The organism is Vreelandella sp. 162(4c) (assembly GCF_058152265.1).
In genome coordinates this window covers 2,392,890-2,410,305 of record NZ_CM176981.1, presented here as the reverse complement: position 1 = coordinate 2,410,305, position 17,416 = coordinate 2,392,890, and the positions used below count along the sequence as shown (strand labels likewise).

Below are 17,416 nucleotides of genomic sequence, written 5' to 3'. Positions count from 1 at the left end.
CTAGCGTCGTCCATTTTCAGAACAGGCAAGGGTAAATCATGAGCGTTAGACGTTTCGTGGGAGCCAATAGTCGTGATGTGATGCGCCAAGTGCGTGAAACGCTCGGTGAAGACGCCTTGATTGTCGCAAATCGGCGTACCGAAGGGGGCGTTGAAATTTTAGCGATGGCGGATGAAGCCATTGACCACTTTGAACCCTCACCAGAACCTGCACCACCCGAAACGCCGACAGCACCTTCAGCGCAAGACCCCATGCAGGCGATGAGCGAGCGCTTACTGCGCGAAATGCAGGATATGCGAGCGCTGCTGGCAAACAGCCAGTCAACCCATACTGCTTCACCATCGCCAGCAGCGCCCACCGGAACGGCTGCACGGCTGCGTCAACTGCTGTGGAATGTGGGTTTTAGCAGCGAAATTGCCGATGAACTGCTGGCTGGGTTGCCTGCATCGCTAACCAGGTTAGACGGCGATAGCGAAGCCCCACTGCAGTGGCTGCGACAGCAGTTAATGGATCGCCTTTACGTACTCAACGATGAAGCAAGCTTTTTCGACCAAACCGGCATTGTTGCCCTGGTGGGGCCAACGGGGGTAGGTAAAACCACCACCACCGCCAAGCTGGCCGCTCGTTTTGTGATGCGCCACGGCACGCGCCCGGTAGCGCTGGTTACCACCGACAGCTTCCGGATCGGTGCCCATGAGCAGTTGCGCATTTATGCGCGCCTGCTGGATACCCCGATGTACGCCTTGGATGCCGAACAGCCCATCGACGATTTGCTGGGCCGCCTGCAGGGCAAGCAGTGGGTAATTATCGACACCGTAGGCATGAGTCAGCGTGACCAGCGGGTGATAGAGCAGATTGCCCACCTGCAAGGCGGACGCTCGCGGGTACGTTTGGTGCTGCTACTCAATGCTGCCAGCCAACCGGAAACCCTCGAAGAAGTGGTGCTGCGCTACCGTCAGGCCGCGCGGGCGGCGGGCGCAGAGTTAGATGACTGTATTATCACCAAACAGGATGAGGCGGGACGTCTGGCTCCAGTGTTAGATATTATTATGCGTCACGGGATGCGCGTACTGTTTGGCTCTAATGGCCAGCAGGTGCCCGAAGATATGGCCCTTGCCGCCCCCGATGCGCTAGTGGATCAAGCGCTGAGTACCGCGACACCTCAGCGTGAACGGGTGCAAAGTGCCGATGCGCCGATGGGAATGCCGCGCTGGTCGCGGGATGTCCTGGGCCAAGGGCGTCGTTTGTCGTCGCTACTGGCGAGGTTGCGCCAACGCGTCACGGGGTTTGCGGAATTAGAAGAGATCTGGAACCTAGCTTCGCTGCCTAGTCGTTTGCAGGAAACACATTTGGATGCATTACTTGCCGGTTATCCAGCGGCAAAGACCACCTTAGGGATGGCGTGGTTTCCGCGGCGCAATGAGCGCGGCTGCGACTGGGCAATGCCGGACATTGGCCTGGACACGGATGGTGCCTGGCTGGCGCTACCCTGGCTGCAGCATCGCCACGCCGCAGGGTGGCAGCCACGCTTAGCCGCTCTGTCGGCATCGAGCGGCGTTGCGGTGCACTTACTACCGCGCTTCCCTGAACCGGATGCACTAGCGTGGCTGGAAGCCGAGCACTTGACCTGGGTCAGCCAAGTGGCCCCCAGTCATCGGTTACGCTTTCACCACGAACGTCAATCTATCCGCCAGCTATTTAGTGACAGTGTGCTAACGCACCATGTGGGCGTGCGTTTTCGTGGCCAATCGGTGCAACTGTGGACTGCCTACGCCGAAGTCGAGGACGCCAGCGGCACGGCGCTACTCGCCTGGTTCGGTGAAGTTCGCGATCCGGAAAGCGCCAAAGTAGTGGCGCGCCGCTACTGGCTTACCCCCGCTCGGCTAGGAGCAGAGGTGCTCTCACTGCTGTTAACCCAGCTGCAAAGCGAAGGCTTGGCCGCCTTGACGCGTCGCGCGTGGCAGCAGTTAAAAGAGGCCGATAGCGGGGATCTAAATGCTGAAGTTCGCCTATTGATGGCCAGCGGTGTGGCATCGGTCGCCGGGCATCTCGATGTTGCTGATGATGAGGAGGCGCAGACGCTGCGTGGCGATCTGCTCAACCTATTAGGCAACAGCCGTCGCCGCCGCGATACCGGCATGCTTGATGCACTGGTCTACGCCTTTATGGCACGAGATGCGATTCGTCAAATGGGCAGTGTTAGTCGAGAGGGCGTGGCGTGAGCGAACAGGATCAAGCATCGGGTCTACGCAAGTGGGCAAACCTGCAGCGCCAACAGCAGCAAGCTGAGGGTACAGTTGATGTTGCGGCGGCAGAACACGTGCCGGAATCTGAACAGCCTAGCTCTCTGTTAAAGCCGACAACTGCAGCGGTGGAAGAGCCAGCAACGGTGGTAGCGCACCGGCCCAAAATTCCGCTTATTGTGGTCGGACTACCGGGTAGTGGTGCAGCCCAGGTGAACAAGGTTAAAGCACGATTAGGGCAGTGGTCGACGTTAGGTCGAAGCTGGGCCGGTGATCCTGAGGATTGGGATATTCATATCGTCATGGCCGAAACGGCCGACCTAGCCCAACTTTGCGATCAATACAGCCGTTGGGCACTGTGGATCAGTAGCGATGCCGATACCTTTGCTTCCATGTTCCGTACCTTGCGTCAACTACATGAGCGTGGCGGGCCGCGCCGTTTGCTGGCGCTCCACGAGCCGCACTTGCCGCGTCAAGGGTTGCTCAATAACTTGCGTGAGGCAGCTGATTACTACTTAAATATGGAGCTGTTGGTACTTGCACGATGAGCGCACTCTGCCGAGGAGACCAAGCATGCTAAGCTGGCTATTAAGAGGGAGACTGCTACTGAGCCCAGTACTGCTGACAGGGTGTCTACTAGCAGGGGTAACGGGAAACGCCCAGGCGACACCCGGTAGCTGGAGCAGCCAGATACCAGGTCTGATGGTAGCGATGAGTGATCGGTCAAGCGCTAGCCAAAACGCTACCCCACCTGCTGCTGCTAACAATGTGGAGTCAGCACAGCTCGGGCGTATTCATTGGCAGTTTCAATATCCCCCTGGTGCGTTATTAAACGCTTGGCTGTGCCATCCTGAGCAGTGCGTTGCGTTAGCTGGCATGCGGGGGACTACCACTGCCCTGGCGGGGTTTGCCGCGGATGCGCCGTTGCATTTTCGCTTCGCTTTACGTCCGGGGCAGCGGCCTGTTCGTGTCCAGGGGCTGCAAATGATTGTGAACTATCAGTGAAGGCTGGATAGACGCGAGGCGAGAGGATGTACACAGCACAAGGCAGGATCAAACAGAGTGAGCTGTTGACGCAATACATGCCACTGGTACGACGTCAGGCCTTGACGCTTCAGGTCCGTTTGCCAGCCAGTATTGAGCTCGACGACCTTATTCAAGCCGGGATGGTAGGGCTGCTGGAAGCGCTGGGGCGCTTCGATGCCACCCAGGGGGCAACGTTCGCGACGTTTGCCAGTCAGCGTATTCGCGGTGCAATGATGGATGAATTACGTACCCGCGACTGGTTGCCCCGCAGCGTGCGCCGCTCAGCGCGAGCGGTTGACAGTGCCGTTCGTCAATTAGAGCAACAGCTCGGACGGGCACCAGAAGAGAACGAAATCGCCCAACACCTTGAAATGCCGTTGAGTGAGTATCAGCAGCTCCTCAACGACACCAACAGTGGTCAACTGTTGCCGTTTGAAGAGCTGGTGGCCGACGGTGGCGAGCCTAGCAATAATGAATTGGCTAATTCACCGTTCGAGCAGTTGCTAGACGGCCAGCAACGACAAACGTTGATTGAGGCAATTGAAGCGCTGCCAGAGCGTGAAAAGCTGCTAATGGCGCTGTACTACCAAGAAGAACTCAACCTTAAGGAAGTAGGGGCTGTGTTGGGCGTCACGGAGTCACGCGTTTCACAACTGCACAGCCAAGCCGTCAGCCGCTTACGCGCGCGTTTACACGACTCGGCATAACACCTCTTTTTACTCACTTGTGACCGGCAAGGAGCCGTGGATGAACCCTTCGACGCTGATAGGCATATTTGCCAGCATACTACTGTTGGTGAGCGTGCTGTTTTTCACCGCAGAGTCCCCTGAAAGTTTTATCAATTTGCCGGGTTTGGCCATTGTGGTGACCGGTACCCTAGCGGCAACCTTTATCAGCTATCCGCTGAAAGAGGTGCTCCGCGTCGTACGGTTGGTGGGCTTGGTATTCCGGCGCGAAAATACCTATATGCGTGACGATATCCGCGAATTGGTGGATATGTCGCGACTCTGGTTTAAGGGCGATGTACGTGCGGTCGAGCGCGAGTTGGAGCATACCCGAAACCCGTTTTTGCGTACCGGGATCCAACTGGTCATTGCCAACACCAAAGAGGATGAAATTTTTGACATGCTGCGTTGGCGCATTGCCCGTCTTAAAGCGCGTGAGCATGCCGAGGCACAAATATTCCGTACCATGGCCACCTACGCACCCGCATTTGGCATGATCGGCACCCTGGTGGGGCTGGTCAATATGCTGGAAGTCATGGACGCAGGCGACCTGCAGGTGATCGGCCCGCGCATGGCGGTGGCCCTGCTCACCACCTTCTACGGCATTTTACTCGCCAACTTGGTGTTTAAGCCGATTGCGGTGAAACTCGAGCGCCGCACCGAAGAGCGGCTGATTACCATGAACATGGTGCTGGAAGGTATTTCGCTGATTACCAAGCGCCGCCTGCCGTCGTTTATTGAAGAGACCCTCAACTCGTTTGTAGCTAACTATCACGATGAGATCCGTGATAACAGCGTCAAACCAAGGCCTGATTCGTCGGTTAGTGCGGCGGCGAAGGGGTAGGCCAGATGCTTGACCGTGATACGCGCCACGCACTGGAAATGACGCCGTCGCCAGGCGATGGTGACGAGGGTTGGCTAACCAGCTATTTGGATGTGCTGACGCTGCTAATCACGCTCTTTGTGCTGCTGCTTTCACTGACACCGCCGGGAGGCGGTGAGGCGGCTGATACTGCTTTCATGCGCTCGGCTAGCGCTGTATCATCATTGCCGCTGGCGTCTCTAGCCACTGGTATTCAGCCCCGCCATTCAGGGGTTCAGCCGCAGTTTGATGGGCTCGACATCCCCGGTGTCAGTGTTTCGCAAGGGAGTGAAGGGGTCACGTTACGTATTGATACCAGCCTTTTATTTCCCAGCGGTCAAGCTGTACTGACTTCCCGTGGGCAAGAGGTGGTAGAAAGCCTTATCGATGTGCTGACCCGTTTTGACGGTCAGATTTCGGTAGAAGGCCACACCGACAGCGTGCCTATTTCAACGGCCCGCTTCCCCTCTAATTGGGAGCTTTCATCAGCGCGGGCTATCGCTGTGGTGAGGCATTTAGAGCGCCAAGGATTCAATATCTCTCGTATGCGGGCCGTCGGTTATGCCGACACCCAACCCATGGAACCGAACGCAACGGCGGAGGGCCGAGCTGCCAACCGTCGCGTAGAGTTGTTGCTAAGGCAGCAGGTCGAGGGTGAATAGATTGCGAGGCCACGTTTGTGTCCATGTACCACCCGCGGTTGCAGTCGTTTGGAGCTCTGCTGGTTTTAGATGCCGATTGTCGCCGCATTCAAGCCAGTAGCACCAACTTAACCCGCTTGACCGGTATTGAGCGCCCTGAAAATGGGCCGCACACTCTTGCCTATGTGTTAGGAAAACGGCTAAGCCAGCGGGTGCGCCGCGAGTTGCAGGGGCAGCAGAAACTCTCCGGCCCGCTGGTGTTTATTCGTTCCAAGCATAGCAACATGCGTTTTCAGCTCTATGCTTACCGAGCAGGTGGGAAGGTCATCGTCGAGATTGAGCCACTCAACCCCCAAGGTAAGCGCCGCCTGCTTGGCACAGTCAATGAGCGGCTGATGCATTTAGCCGACGCAACCCACCAGGAAGAGCTGCTCGACTGCTTGGTTAACGCTATTCAACAGCTCACCGGCCATGATCGCGTCACCGTGTGCCATTTCGACAGTGATTGGCATGGTTTAATGGTTGCCGAAGCGCTGGGCAACCAGCTGCCCTCGCTGTTGGGTCAGCGCTTCCCCTCAAGCGACTTCCCTGTCGCCTTACGCAAAAGTTACCAACATTACCCCGTTCGGTTAATTGAAGACGTCGATGCGCCGCCTGAAACGCTGACTCCCGCCTACTCGGGAGTGAGCCTTAGCGGCAGCTTTTTACGCGCCCCTGCCCCTGAGCGGCAGCGATATTTAAATCGCCTGGGGGTGCGTGGGTCATTCAGTTTGGCCATGCAGGGGGATACTGGCTTATGGGGTCTAGTGTTTTGCCATTCGCCAGCACCGCACTCGGTTGACCCCCCCGTGCGTGATGCCGTTCGCACCCTCGTGCAAATGGCCACCCAGCGCATGCTGTTGCTACGGGCGCGTCAAGAAGCCCGCTACCTACAACGGGTTCAGGATAGCCTCGTGCTCAGTGCGCGAGCGCGCAGCGAGCCGCAAAGTCCCCAACAGTTACTTCATGAGCAGGCGGCTATCTGGATGAAGCTGTTTCGCGCCCATGGCGTGGTGCTGTGGGTGAATGGTGGCGCTTATCAAGCGGGTGTGACGCCGACTCCAGAAGCGATAAGCCAGTTTGTGCTGCGCCTGGAAAGAACTCATGTACATAGCGGCCCTTGGTGCACGCGCGAAATCGGCAAAGAGACGTTAACCGCTTCGCTAGCCATGCCCGAGCAGTGTGGGGCTCTAGCAGTGCCGCTGCCAATGAGTTCGACCCAGCGCGCCTGGCTGATTTTTTTTTCGCCCCGAGCAGGTGGAAACGCTGTATTGGGCGATGCAGCCTACAACCAACCCTAAACCGGCCGTGATATTGGCTCCATCGGTTGCTTGGTCTGAAGAGGTAGTCGGCAGAAGTGAAGCGTGGCTGCGGGTAGAGCGCTTAGCGGCGGTAGACTTGGGGGAAGACCTGACGCTGGCGATTTCTGCCTATGAAATTAGCTCACTGAATATGCACCTGGAGCACGAACGCAAAGCCCTTGCCGAAGCCAACCAACGTCTTGAGCAATTAGCCCATTTCGATCCTCTAACCAAGGTGTGGAACCGTTACCGCATCGAAGAAGCGATCAATGCAGAGCTGGTGGCTGCCAGGCGCTATGCGGCCGCTTTTGCCTTGCTACTGTTCGATGTGGATAACTTTAAGCAGATCAACGATGCTCACGGCCATAGCGTGGGTGACGATGTGCTGGTGGCCCTGGCGCGCTTAGTGGAAAGCTCGCTGCGTGGCTGCGACCACCTGGGCCGTTGGGGAGGCGAAGAGTTTATTGTGCTGGCGACTCATTCCGATGTTGATGCCGCCACTGGCCTGGCTGAGCGGCTGCGCTCGCTGGTAGAAGAGCTGCGTATAGAGGGCGTTGAGCAAACGGTTACAGTGAGTATCGGTGTCGCCGTTTGGCAGCCGGGTGACAGCTGTAAAACCCTTATCTCCCGGGCTGATGACGCCATGTACCGCGCTAAGCATGGCGGACGCAACCGCGTTGAAATGGCGCTTGAGCCTGTGGTGCTGATTTAAGCAAACCTTTAGGTGCCACTACCTTCACACTGGGTGAGCATCCGGTTGATCGCCGCATCGGCGCCTTTTAGGCTAAAGGTCATATACCACGGCTCGCGCTCGTCCTGGTCGAAGCCGAGAAATAGCTGCTCCCCCTGGCGCATGTCGGCCATCAGTGATGCCAAGTCACTTAAATAAAAGTGAGCATAAAACCCGTCATCGCCGCGCTCAGTGATAAATTCCGCCATGGTGTCGATAACGGGCCGCTCATCGATGCGCAGCCGAGTGGGCACCAGGTTTACTGTACGGCTCTCTCCCTGCTGCTGCTCAAGGGTGACGCGCATCTCCAGCCAGGGTAAATCGCAAACGCCCGAGGTGGCATTCAAGCTCAGCGTCGCATCCGAGTAGCTGTGGGTTTCTACCGCCCGATAGTGGCGTTCGCCCCCCAGTGAGAGCGTCATTGACTGCCAATGGTCGTGGGTGGCCACATCGTCAGTATTGAAGGTGGTCGCGTTAGCGACGGGCGTAGCGACCATCCACATGGTCGCTATCGCCACAACGGTAAACGTGAGCGTGCAAAGATACTGGGATGGAGAGCGCAGGAAGTGAGTTGCGGACATGATCAAAGCCATTTAACCCAAAACCCCAGTCTATATCGTGTTTGGGATTGGCAAAATAGTAACGCGCTGATTTTCCTATATATGGTAGAAAAAATTAAAAAAAGTGCCTCATATGGTGGGAGGTCACGTCTATACTTCACTTCGATGCTACGTATAATCGCCCTATTTGAGCGCTATAATTCACCCTCGCTGTGAAGGAGTTTTGCGACATGAGCACCGCTGCCAAGGCTATGAAGACCTCTAACGATGTCCCTATGCAGGCCCCCTCGCGGGAAATATGGGACGCCAAATACCGTCTTAAGGATCGTCATAGCCAACCCGTTGATCAGGACGTTGGTGCTACGTTTGAACGGGTTGCTCGTGCCCTGGCAGCGGTGGAGGGAGATAAAGCGGAAGAGTGGTTGCCCAAATTTCGCTGGGCGTTGGAAAACGGCGCGATTCCTGCCGGTCGTATTCTCTCCAACGCGGGGGCTGAGGCCTACAAGCCTGCGGTGAGCCTGATTAACTGCACTGTCTCCCGCACCATTCGTGACTCCATGCGCGATATCCTCGACTCAGTGGTTGATGCGGGTATGACGCTGAAATCCGGGGCGGGTATCGGCTACGACTTCTCGACGCTGCGTCATAAGGGCGCGTTCGTATTCGGCGCTGGCGCGGGCACCAACGGCCCACTGGCGTTTATGGATATCTACGACAAGATGTGCTTCACCGTCGCCTCTGCTGGTGGTCGGCGTGGTGCTCAGATGGGTACTTTCGATGTGGGCCACCCAGATGTGCGCGAGTTTATTCAGGCCAAGCGCGAAGCGGGGCGCCTACGACAGTTTAACCTCAGCTTGCTGATCACCGACGAATTTATGGAAGCGGTCAAGAACAATGCTGACTGGCCGCTGGCTTTTCCGCTGCACCCCGGTGAAAAAGAGGATGTCAAAGCGGAAGACTTGATCTACCGTGACTGGCCGGTAGTTGAAGAGGGCTACACGGTCGATGCCGAAGGCCGCGTCGCCTGCCGCATTGTCGAAGTGATTAAAGCGCGGGAGTTGTGGGACACCATTATGTCCTCCACCTATGACTACGCCGAGCCTGGCTTTATCCTGATCGACCAGGTTAACCGCATGAACAATAACTGGTTCTGCGAAGATATCCGTGCGACGAATCCCTGTGGCGAACAACCCTTGCCGCCAGAAGGCGCCTGCCTGCTAGGTTCTGTCAACCTAACCAAGTTCGTGATCGACCCCTTCGGCGCCGAGCCGCGCTTTGATTGGGAACGCTACCGCAAAGTGGTCGCGATCTTCACGCGTATGCTCGATAACGTGGTCGAGATTGCCGGTTTGCCGCTGCCCCAGCAGCAGCGTGAAATAGAAGCCAAGCGCCGTCACGGTATGGGCTTTTTGGGCTTAGGCTCAACGCTCACCATGCTCAAAATCCCTTACGGTTCTAAGCAGTCGTTGGTGTTCACTGATGAGGTGAGCCGGCACTTAGCGATAGAGGGTTGGAAGCAGGCGCTGGAGCTCTCCCAAGAGAAAGGCATGGCGCCGGTGCTTGAGCAGGAGCACACCATTACTCCCAAAATGTTGCGCGAGCGGCCTCAGTTGGCCAAAGATGGCTACGAAGTGGGCGATCAAGTGCCGGGGCGTATCCTACACGCCCGTTATAGTCAGTACATGGCCCAAGTGGCCGAGCTGGAGCCGGAGCTTGTGTCACAGCTAGCCGAGCACGGTGCGCGCTTCACCCACCACAGCTCGATCGCGCCGACCGGCACGATCAGCCTGTCGATGGGTAACAATGCCTCCAACGGTATCGAACCCTCCTTCTCGCACCGCTATTTCCGCAATATTATTCAGTCGGGCAAGAAGACCAAAGAGCAGGTCGAAGTCGTCTCCTTTGAACTGGCCGCCTACCGTCACTTTATTGCATCTGATGCGGTGGACAGCGACCTGCCTGACTACTTCGTCACCGCCGATGCGATATCTCCCGAACAGCACGTTGCCGTTCAGGCCGCCGCCCAGCACTGGGTGGATTCAGCGATCTCGAAAACGGTCAATGTGCCTACCGAGTTCCCCTTTGAACAGTTCCAGAACCTCTATTTGCAGGCTTATGAAAGCCGCTTAAAAGGCTGCACTACTTTCCGCTTTAATCCCGAAGCTTTCCAGGGCGTGCTCGTGCGGGAAGATGATCTTAAAAACACGACCTACGTATTTGAACTGGAAAACGGTGAAACCCTCGAACTAGCCGGGGATGAGAAGGTGATTTACGACGGTGAAGAGCATAACGCTGCCAACCTCTTTGATGGCTTAAAAGAAGGCACCTACGGCAAATGGTGATGCCGCGTTAAGCGCCATCTGTTTAAAAACGCACACCTTTGCTAAGTGGAGAACACCATGGCTGTAGAAATTACCTCAAAAATTGTTGGTTACCGTATCAAGCAGCAGGAGCAGGCCGTTCCCGTTCCTGAGCTACAAGATGAAGATCCGCTAACGGTACGTATACCTTCCCGTCCGGAAGGCACTTTGGAAGCCGTGTCTGAAAAGATTTCATACGTAGGCGCGGAAGGGCGTAAAAAAGTCTATTTGCTGGTGTCGTTTATGCCAGTGGAAGGCGTGATTGGCAGTAAGCGCGTGGTGATTGAGCGCCCGGTGGAGTTCTTTTTTCCGTCAGGGCAGCTCTCCAGCGAGCACCAGTGGATCACCGCGACCATGCGCAGCCTTTCGCTGGCGGCCCGCGGTGGTTACGTCACCCAAGCGGTGGCGGATCTACGCAAAGTGGCCTGGGACAAAGGCTTGGTACGCTGTGGTATGAACCGTTGGAATAAGCCAATGTTCCACGATTCGGAAGTGGCGGCGATTGCCTGGTCGATTCAGCAGATTCTTTATCGCCGCGGTTTTCTAGATCGGGATGGCAACCAGGTGCCGGTTGAAAAGCTGGTAGAGCGTTATGCTCATCGTATGGCTCACGGCCACGCTTGGCAGCCCGGTGCTGAAGACGAAGCTAATGATGCACCCATTGAAACAGGCGCGGTGGAGTCGATTGGCGGTGATAAGGCAACGAAGGGAAAAAAGCCTGAAGGCAGTGGCCCAGCCATAGTGGGTAACTGCCCCGAGTGCCGCGGTGAGCTGATCATGATGGATGGCTGCCCGACCTGCTATGCTGGCTGCGGCTGGTCAAAGTGTGGTTAGTTTTCTCAGGCGGAATCGCCTAACAGTGGCCGGACATTGTCGGTGAGGTAGCAATCGTCAAATTCACCTTCGGTGCATAGCGCGGATAAGTCTGGAATGGTGACATGGTGGCGGTCGCGAAATACTAGGCCGTCTTCACTAAGCGCCGTAAAGGTGCGGCTAACGTGTACCGGGCTTAGCCCGAGCACATCGGCTAACTGCTCCTGTGAGAGCGGCAGGCGGAACTGGTTGCTAATATCCGGGTTGGTTTGGCGCAGCCTTAAATACATTTCATACAGAAAATGCGCCATTTTCTTACGTGCACTGCGTCTGGCCAGAGTGACGAGGCGCTCAGTGAGCAGCGCCTGCTGACGGCTGCCAATGGCAAACATCACCGAGGTGAGAGGCAGCGACTGGCGAAATATTTCCAGCATACGTTTATGCGGGAAATGGCAAATCACGCCATCATCAATCATGCGCACATTTTCAAGCCGCTGCGAGAAGGCAAACTCGCGCAACCCGATGATATCGCCCGGCAAAAACACTTCGAGAATCTGTCGGTCACCATTCTCTAAGTGACGGTAGGAGTAGGCCCAACCACTTTTTAGCGTGCAAAACTCATTGGCCGCATCGCCCATCTCCCAGAGTAGCGTGCCCGACTTAATATTGGTTGGGCTCTCCTCTAGCGCCATGAGCAATCCCTTCTCATCATCGCTTAATGAGCAGTAGTGATTGAAGTGCTTAATAATACAGCTGTTTTCCTGACCCACGACGTATCCCTCCAGCACAGGATTGGATAATACTGCTAACGATTATCTGCCCGCCACTATAAACGATGTGGCCATCTACTGCGTCGCCCAAATAGGCTAACTAGCGTACCTATTTAGCCTGGGGTGAGCAGCGCTCACCCCTCGAAAACCAGCGTCAACGCTTCGTTGCACGCTTGCCTCGCGCGAGCAGCGGCGCTAAGAAGCGGCCGGTATGCGAAACGTCCTGTTTGGCGAGCTGTTCCGGCGTGCCCTCGGCGATGATCTGTCCGCCACCTGAACCCCCTTCGGGGCCAAGATCGACAATCCAGTCGGCGGTTTTGATCACATCCAGGTTGTGCTCAATCACCACGATGGTATTGCCGTGATCGCGCAGACGGTGAAGTACCGTCAGCAGTTGGCGAATATCCTCAAAGTGCAGGCCGGTGGTGGGCTCATCCAAGATATACAGCGTTTTGCCGGTATCACGCTTGGCCAATTCACGGGCGAGTTTAACCCGCTGCGCTTCGCCACCGGAAAGGGTGGTGGCGCTCTGCCCTAAGCGAATGTAGGAAAGGCCTACATCTAGCAAGGTTTGCAGGCGACGTGCAATGGCGGGCACTGGGCTAAAGAACTCCAGGGCGTCTTCCACCGTCATGGCCAGCACTTCGTGGATGGTTTTACCCTTGTAATGAATGTCCAGGGTTTCGCGGTTGTAGCGTTTGCCCTTACAGACATCGCAGGGCACGTAGATATCCGGCAGAAAGTGCATCTCTACCTTGATCATGCCTTCGCCCTGGCACGCCTCGCAGCGCCCACCCTTGACGTTAAAACTAAAACGACCGGGCTTATAGCCCCGGGAACGCGCTTCTTGGGTGCCCGCAAACAGCTCGCGAATCGGCGTAAAAATACCCGTATAGGTGGCCGGGTTGGAGCGTGGCGTGCGACCAATCGGGCTCTGGTCGATATCGATGACTTTATCAAGCTGGTCGAGCCCCTCGATCTTCTCATAGGGCGCGGCGGTCAATGTTGTCGCGCGATTTAATTCGCGCGCCGCAATCGGCATCAAGGTGCCGTTGATCAACGTCGATTTACCTGAGCCGGAAACGCCGGTGATGGCGATAAACAGCCCCAGCGGCAGGCTAAGGGTGACGTTCTGCAGGTTATTGCCGGTAGCGCCGCGCACAATCAGCTGCTTTTCTGGATTGCCGGGTATGCGGTAGGGCGGCACGGCAATTTCCCGGGAGCCAGATAAGTATTGGCCGGTCAGCGAGTTGGGGTTGTCCATCACGTCTTGCGGGGTGCCCTGGGCAACGATTTCACCGCCGTGCACACCCGCACCTGGGCCGATATCCAGCACGTGGTCGGCGGCGCGAATAGCGTCTTCATCGTGCTCTACCACAATCACGGTATTGCCTAAGTCACGCAGTCGCTCAAGGGTTTTCAGCAGTCGGTCGTTGTCGCGCTGATGCAAGCCAATCGACGGCTCATCGAGAATATACATGACCCCGACCAGGCCTGCGCCGATTTGGCTGGCTAAACGGATACGCTGGGCTTCACCGCCGGAAAGGGTATCGGCACTGCGCTCCAGGTTGAGATAGTCCAGCCCCACGTTGACCAGAAACTCTAGCCGGGCGTGAATCTCATGGACGATTTTATCGGCGATCTCACCTTTGCGTCCTGGCAGGCTTAGGTCGGCAAAGTAGCGCCACGCCTCACCAATCGGAAAGCGCACAATCTCGGCGATATTGTGATCATCCACGTAAACATGGCGTGACTCTTTACGCAGGCGCGAGCCATTACAGGTGGCGCAGGGCTGTACGGCGATGTATTTGACCAGGTCATCGCGCACCATATTGGATTCGGTTTCCCGATAGCGGCGCTGCATATTGGGCAGTACGCCTTCGAAAGCGTGTTCGCGGGTCACTTTACGGCCGCGATCACCCACGTACACAAACGGTATCTGTTCGTCGCCGCTGCCGTTTAAGATAACCTCCCGCTCGTGGCGGGCGAGCTCTTGCCAGGGCGTTTCCAGCTCAAAGCCGTAGTGCTTGGCCAGTGCCTGGAGCTGGGTGAAGTAGTAAATATTGCGCCGATCCCAGCCTTTGATCACGCCTTCGGCAAGCGATAGCTCCGGGTGGCTGATGAGCTTGTCCGGGTCGAAGTACTGCTGTACGCCTAGCCCGTCGCAGGTAGGGCAGGCGCCCGCAGGATTGTTGAACGAGAACATGCGTGGCTCAAGTTCCGCCAGCGAGTAGCCGCACACCGGGCAGGCAAAGCGCGATGAAAAGGCAATATCGTCGCGTTCACCGTCCATAAAGTGAATCATGGCGGTGCCGTCGGCGAGGTTCAGCGCGGTTTCAAAGGACTCCGCCAAACGTTGGGCAAGGTCGTCGCGCACTTTGAAGCGGTCAACGACGACGCTGATATCGTGTTTTTTGCGCTTATCCAGTGGGGCGATGTCGTCCAGTTCCAGCACTTGGCCATCGACCAGGGCGCGTACGAAGCCCTGGGCGCGCAGCTCGGCTAATAACTGTAAATGTTCGCCTTTGCGGCCTTTGACTACCGGCGCCAGCAGCATCAGCTTGGTGCCTTCGGCGAGGTTCATGACTTGGTCGACCATTTGCGAGATGGTCTGGGCTTCCAAGTCTTCGCCATGTTCTGGGCAGCGGGGCGTCCCGGCACGCGCAAACAGCAGACGCAGGTAGTCGTAAATTTCGGTGATGGTGCCCACGGTCGAGCGCGGGTTGTGGGAAGTGGACTTCTGCTCAATGGAGATCGCAGGTGACAGCCCTTCGATGTGATCCACATCGGGCTTTTCCATCATCGACAGGAACTGGCGCGCATAAGTGGAGAGCGATTCCACGTAGCGGCGCTGCCCCTCGGCGTAAAGGGTGTCGAATGCTAACGACGATTTACCCGAGCCGGAGAGGCCGGTAATCACAATCAGCTTGTTACGGGGCAGCTCCACATCGATCTGCTTGAGGTTGTGGGTGCGGGCACCCCTGACCAGAATGCTGTCCATCAACACCTCGAATCGCGCGGCAAAAGCGTGATTATACGTTTGTCGGCACCCTCCCGGCAAAACCGCTTTCATAACCCAAGATAACCTGCGGCAACTCGCGACGTTTCCAGCGCCAGCCCAAACCGCTAGAATAGAGGATTGTCACAATCCACTCTGACTCACCACATGCTTAACCACCATATAAAAGGGCATTATGCGCAAGGTTTCCGCACTATTGCTGGCCTCTGAACGACGTGCGATCAGTGGTTTGGCCGGGCTTTATGCATCGCGCATGCTGGGTCTGTTTATGGTGCTGCCGGTGTTGGCGCTGTATGCCGACACCCTTGAGGGTTCGACCCCGCTACTCGTGGGCGTGGCGCTGGGGATTTATGGTTTAACCCAGGCAACGCTGCAAATCCCGTTTGGCTTACTCTCTGACCGCATTGGTCGTAAGCGGGTGATTGCCATGGGGCTATTGATATTTGCACTCGGCAGCGTGGTCGCCGCTCTATCCGATACCATTATTGGTGTGATTGCCGGGCGAGCGCTGCAGGGTGGCGGTGCCGTTGCCGCGGCGATTATGGCGCTGCTGGCGGATCAAACCCGTGAAGAAGTGCGCACCGCCGCTATGGCCACCATTGGGCTTTCTATTGGCGTTTCGTTTGCGATTGCGATGGTGCTGGGGCCATGGCTTGCCGCCTGGGCTGGGCTGGCTGGGGTCTTCTGGTTTACCTCGCTACTAACGCTGGTGGGGCTGCTGGTGCTATGGCGCTGGGTGCCTGCCGCGCCGCGGCGGCGACGTCACCGCGATGTGGGCATGGATCGCCAGCAGTTTAAAAGTGTCATCACCCGCCCCGATTTATGGCGGCTGGATATGTCGATTTTTGCCCTGCATTTAGTGCTGATGGCGATATTTGTCGCGGTACCTTTTCGCCTGCTAGACGCCGGTGTAGCGATTGAGTATCACGGGCTGGCATATCTTGGCATTATGGCGCTATCGTTTGTGGCCATGGTGCCGCTGATAATTGTGGCCGAGAAGCAGCAGCGCATGCGTTTGATGTGCTTGGTTGCGATCGGCGCTATTGTGATTAGTTTGGCCGGGCTGGGGTTGCCACTCTCGCCAAGTTACTGGCTGTTTGTATGGCTGTTTGTGTTCTTCACCGGCTTTAACTTGCTGGAAGCGACGCTACCTTCCATGCTCAGTAAGTTAGCCCCGGCGGGCGCCAAAGGTACCGCGATGGGGGTCTACTCCACCAGCCAATTTTTAGGCGCTTTTTTAGGCGGTACGCTAGGCGGTTTACTGGCGCATTACGGTGGCCTCAACGCGGTTTTTATTGGCTGTGCTGGGCTTGCGCTATGCTGGTGGATCGCCATGTGGCGGATGCCCGCACCGCCCCCGCTCTCCAGCGAAGTGGTGGCGCTACACGAGACCCAGGCAGATGCGCTCGACCTGTTGATGGAACACTTAGCCGATGTGGTCGGCGTCGAAGACGTAATGGTGGTGCCAGAAGAGCGTTTGGTCTATTTAAAGGTGAACCGCCAGCAGCTCGATCAGGCGGCGTTGAACAAGCTCATGGCACCCCCCAAATCTTAATCCAGCCGTGCCGATGAAGTGTGGCGGCGGTTGGCAATAAACTCTACATGACAGCTATTAAAGGAGCGCCTTATGGCTCGCGGCATTAACAAAGTCATTCTGATTGGCAACCTCGGGCAGGATCCAGAGGTGCGTTTCACTCCCAGCGGCACCGCTGTGGCCAACCTAAACCTGGCCACCACTGATACCTGGATGGATCGCCAAAGCGGTCAACGCCAAGAGCGCACCGAATGGCACCGCGTGGTGATGTTCAATAAAACCGCTGAGATCGCCCAGCAGTACCTGAAAAAAGGCTCCAAAGTCTATATTGAAGGGCGCCTGCAAACCCGTAAGTGGCAGGATCAGAATGGGCAAGATCGCTACTCGACGGAAATCGTTGCCAACGATATGCAGATGCTTGATGGCCGTAGCGGTGATTACCAGGGCGGTGGCGCTCCGCACAATAACTATTCCCAGAACGCTCCTCAGAACGCCCCCCAGAATGCGCCGGCTCAAAATAATCCTGCTGCTAATCACCAAGGCGGCTATCCCCCTCAGGGTGGTGCGCCTCAAGGCGGAAATAACTACCCTGGCGGGCAGAGCCCACAACAGCCACCACGGCCCGCTCAGCCAGCACCGCACCAGGGCAACCAGGCTCCACCGCCCAACCAGCAGAACAGCAGCTACGGCGCTCCGGATCCGGGTAACTTCGACGACTTCGACGATGAGATCCCGTTCTAAAGACGCAAAACGCCTAAAACGATTAACGAGATCACAATATAGCCCGCTAAAA

15 protein-coding genes are annotated in these 17,416 nt (G+C 56.8%); 12 read left to right on the top strand and 3 right to left on the bottom strand.

Annotated features, from left to right (window positions below):
* Positions 1-38: 38 nt before the first annotated feature.
* The 8 genes from flhF to AC4EYZ_RS10980 are packed head-to-tail and all read left to right on the top strand — an operon-like array spanning position 39 to position 7,549.
* Positions 39-2,222 carry a flagellar biosynthesis GTPase FlhF gene (gene flhF / locus AC4EYZ_RS11015; protein WP_022520920.1) on the top strand — a complete coding sequence of 728 codons (2,184 nt, stop codon included), beginning with the start codon at positions 39-41 and terminating at the stop codon, positions 2,220-2,222.
* The gene (locus AC4EYZ_RS11010) at positions 2,219-2,791 is read left to right on the top strand and encodes a C15 family peptidase (RefSeq protein ID WP_138801285.1); all 573 of its coding nucleotides are present in this window, start codon (positions 2,219-2,221) and stop codon (positions 2,789-2,791) included. The genes flhF and AC4EYZ_RS11010 overlap by 4 nt, the downstream gene beginning before the upstream one ends.
* Before the next feature lie 25 nt (positions 2,792-2,816).
* Positions 2,817-3,248, top strand: coding sequence for a flagellar protein FlhE (locus AC4EYZ_RS11005; RefSeq protein WP_022520918.1), 432 nt, complete (start codon positions 2,817-2,819; stop codon positions 3,246-3,248).
* Between the two features lie 26 nt (positions 3,249-3,274).
* Positions 3,275-3,976 carry an RNA polymerase sigma factor FliA gene (locus tag AC4EYZ_RS11000; protein ID WP_009288446.1) on the top strand — a complete coding sequence of 234 codons (702 nt, stop codon included), beginning with the start codon at positions 3,275-3,277 and terminating at the stop codon, positions 3,974-3,976.
* 40 nt (positions 3,977-4,016) lie between these two features.
* Positions 4,017-4,838, top strand: a complete 822-nt coding sequence (locus AC4EYZ_RS10995; RefSeq protein ID WP_022520917.1) for a motility protein A — start codon at positions 4,017-4,019, stop codon at positions 4,836-4,838.
* A gap of 5 nt (positions 4,839-4,843) precedes the next feature.
* A complete protein-coding gene (locus AC4EYZ_RS10990; protein ID WP_022520916.1) occupies positions 4,844-5,518 on the top strand; it encodes an OmpA/MotB family protein in 675 nt (224 codons plus the stop codon).
* 23 nt (positions 5,519-5,541) lie between these two features.
* Positions 5,542-6,837 carry a GAF domain-containing protein gene (locus tag AC4EYZ_RS10985; RefSeq protein WP_490204285.1) on the top strand — a complete coding sequence of 432 codons (1,296 nt, stop codon included), beginning with the start codon at positions 5,542-5,544 and terminating at the stop codon, positions 6,835-6,837.
* Positions 6,815-7,549, top strand: a complete 735-nt coding sequence (locus AC4EYZ_RS10980; RefSeq protein ID WP_490204263.1) for a GGDEF domain-containing protein — start codon at positions 6,815-6,817, stop codon at positions 7,547-7,549. Before AC4EYZ_RS10985 ends, AC4EYZ_RS10980 begins: the two co-directional genes overlap by 23 nt.
* Positions 7,550-7,557: 8 nt before the next feature.
* Here AC4EYZ_RS10980 and AC4EYZ_RS10975 read toward each other — a convergent pair whose 3' ends face one another.
* Positions 7,558-8,160 (bottom strand): hypothetical protein, encoded by a 603-nt coding sequence (locus AC4EYZ_RS10975; RefSeq protein WP_009288449.1) that lies wholly within the window; start codon positions 8,158-8,160, stop codon positions 7,558-7,560.
* Positions 8,161-8,357: 197 nt separating this feature from the next.
* Here AC4EYZ_RS10975 and AC4EYZ_RS10970 point away from each other — a divergent pair, with 197 nt between their 5' ends.
* Complete coding sequence (locus AC4EYZ_RS10970; RefSeq protein WP_022520914.1) at positions 8,358-10,469, top strand: adenosylcobalamin-dependent ribonucleoside-diphosphate reductase; 2,112 nt, start codon at positions 8,358-8,360, stop codon at positions 10,467-10,469.
* Positions 10,470-10,526: 57 nt separating this feature from the next.
* Complete coding sequence (locus AC4EYZ_RS10965) at positions 10,527-11,321, top strand: hypothetical protein (protein ID WP_022520913.1); 795 nt, start codon at positions 10,527-10,529, stop codon at positions 11,319-11,321.
* 5 nt (positions 11,322-11,326) lie between these two features.
* Here the strand turns inward: AC4EYZ_RS10965 and AC4EYZ_RS10960 are convergent, their stop codons facing one another.
* A complete protein-coding gene (locus AC4EYZ_RS10960; protein ID WP_022520912.1) occupies positions 11,327-12,070 on the bottom strand; it encodes a Crp/Fnr family transcriptional regulator in 744 nt (247 codons plus the stop codon).
* A gap of 154 nt (positions 12,071-12,224) precedes the next feature.
* Positions 12,225-15,071, bottom strand: a complete 2,847-nt coding sequence (uvrA, locus tag AC4EYZ_RS10955; protein WP_041159373.1) for an excinuclease ABC subunit UvrA — start codon at positions 15,069-15,071, stop codon at positions 12,225-12,227.
* Between the two features lie 193 nt (positions 15,072-15,264).
* Here uvrA and AC4EYZ_RS10950 point away from each other — a divergent pair, with 193 nt between their 5' ends.
* Both AC4EYZ_RS10950 and AC4EYZ_RS10945 read left to right on the top strand, forming a co-directional pair.
* A complete protein-coding gene (locus tag AC4EYZ_RS10950; protein WP_009288452.1) occupies positions 15,265-16,644 on the top strand; it encodes an MFS transporter in 1,380 nt (459 codons plus the stop codon).
* A gap of 72 nt (positions 16,645-16,716) precedes the next feature.
* Entirely contained in the window at positions 16,717-17,364 is a 648-nt protein-coding gene (locus tag AC4EYZ_RS10945; protein ID WP_474191705.1) for a single-stranded DNA-binding protein, read from the top strand.
* Positions 17,365-17,416 lie beyond the last annotated feature (52 nt).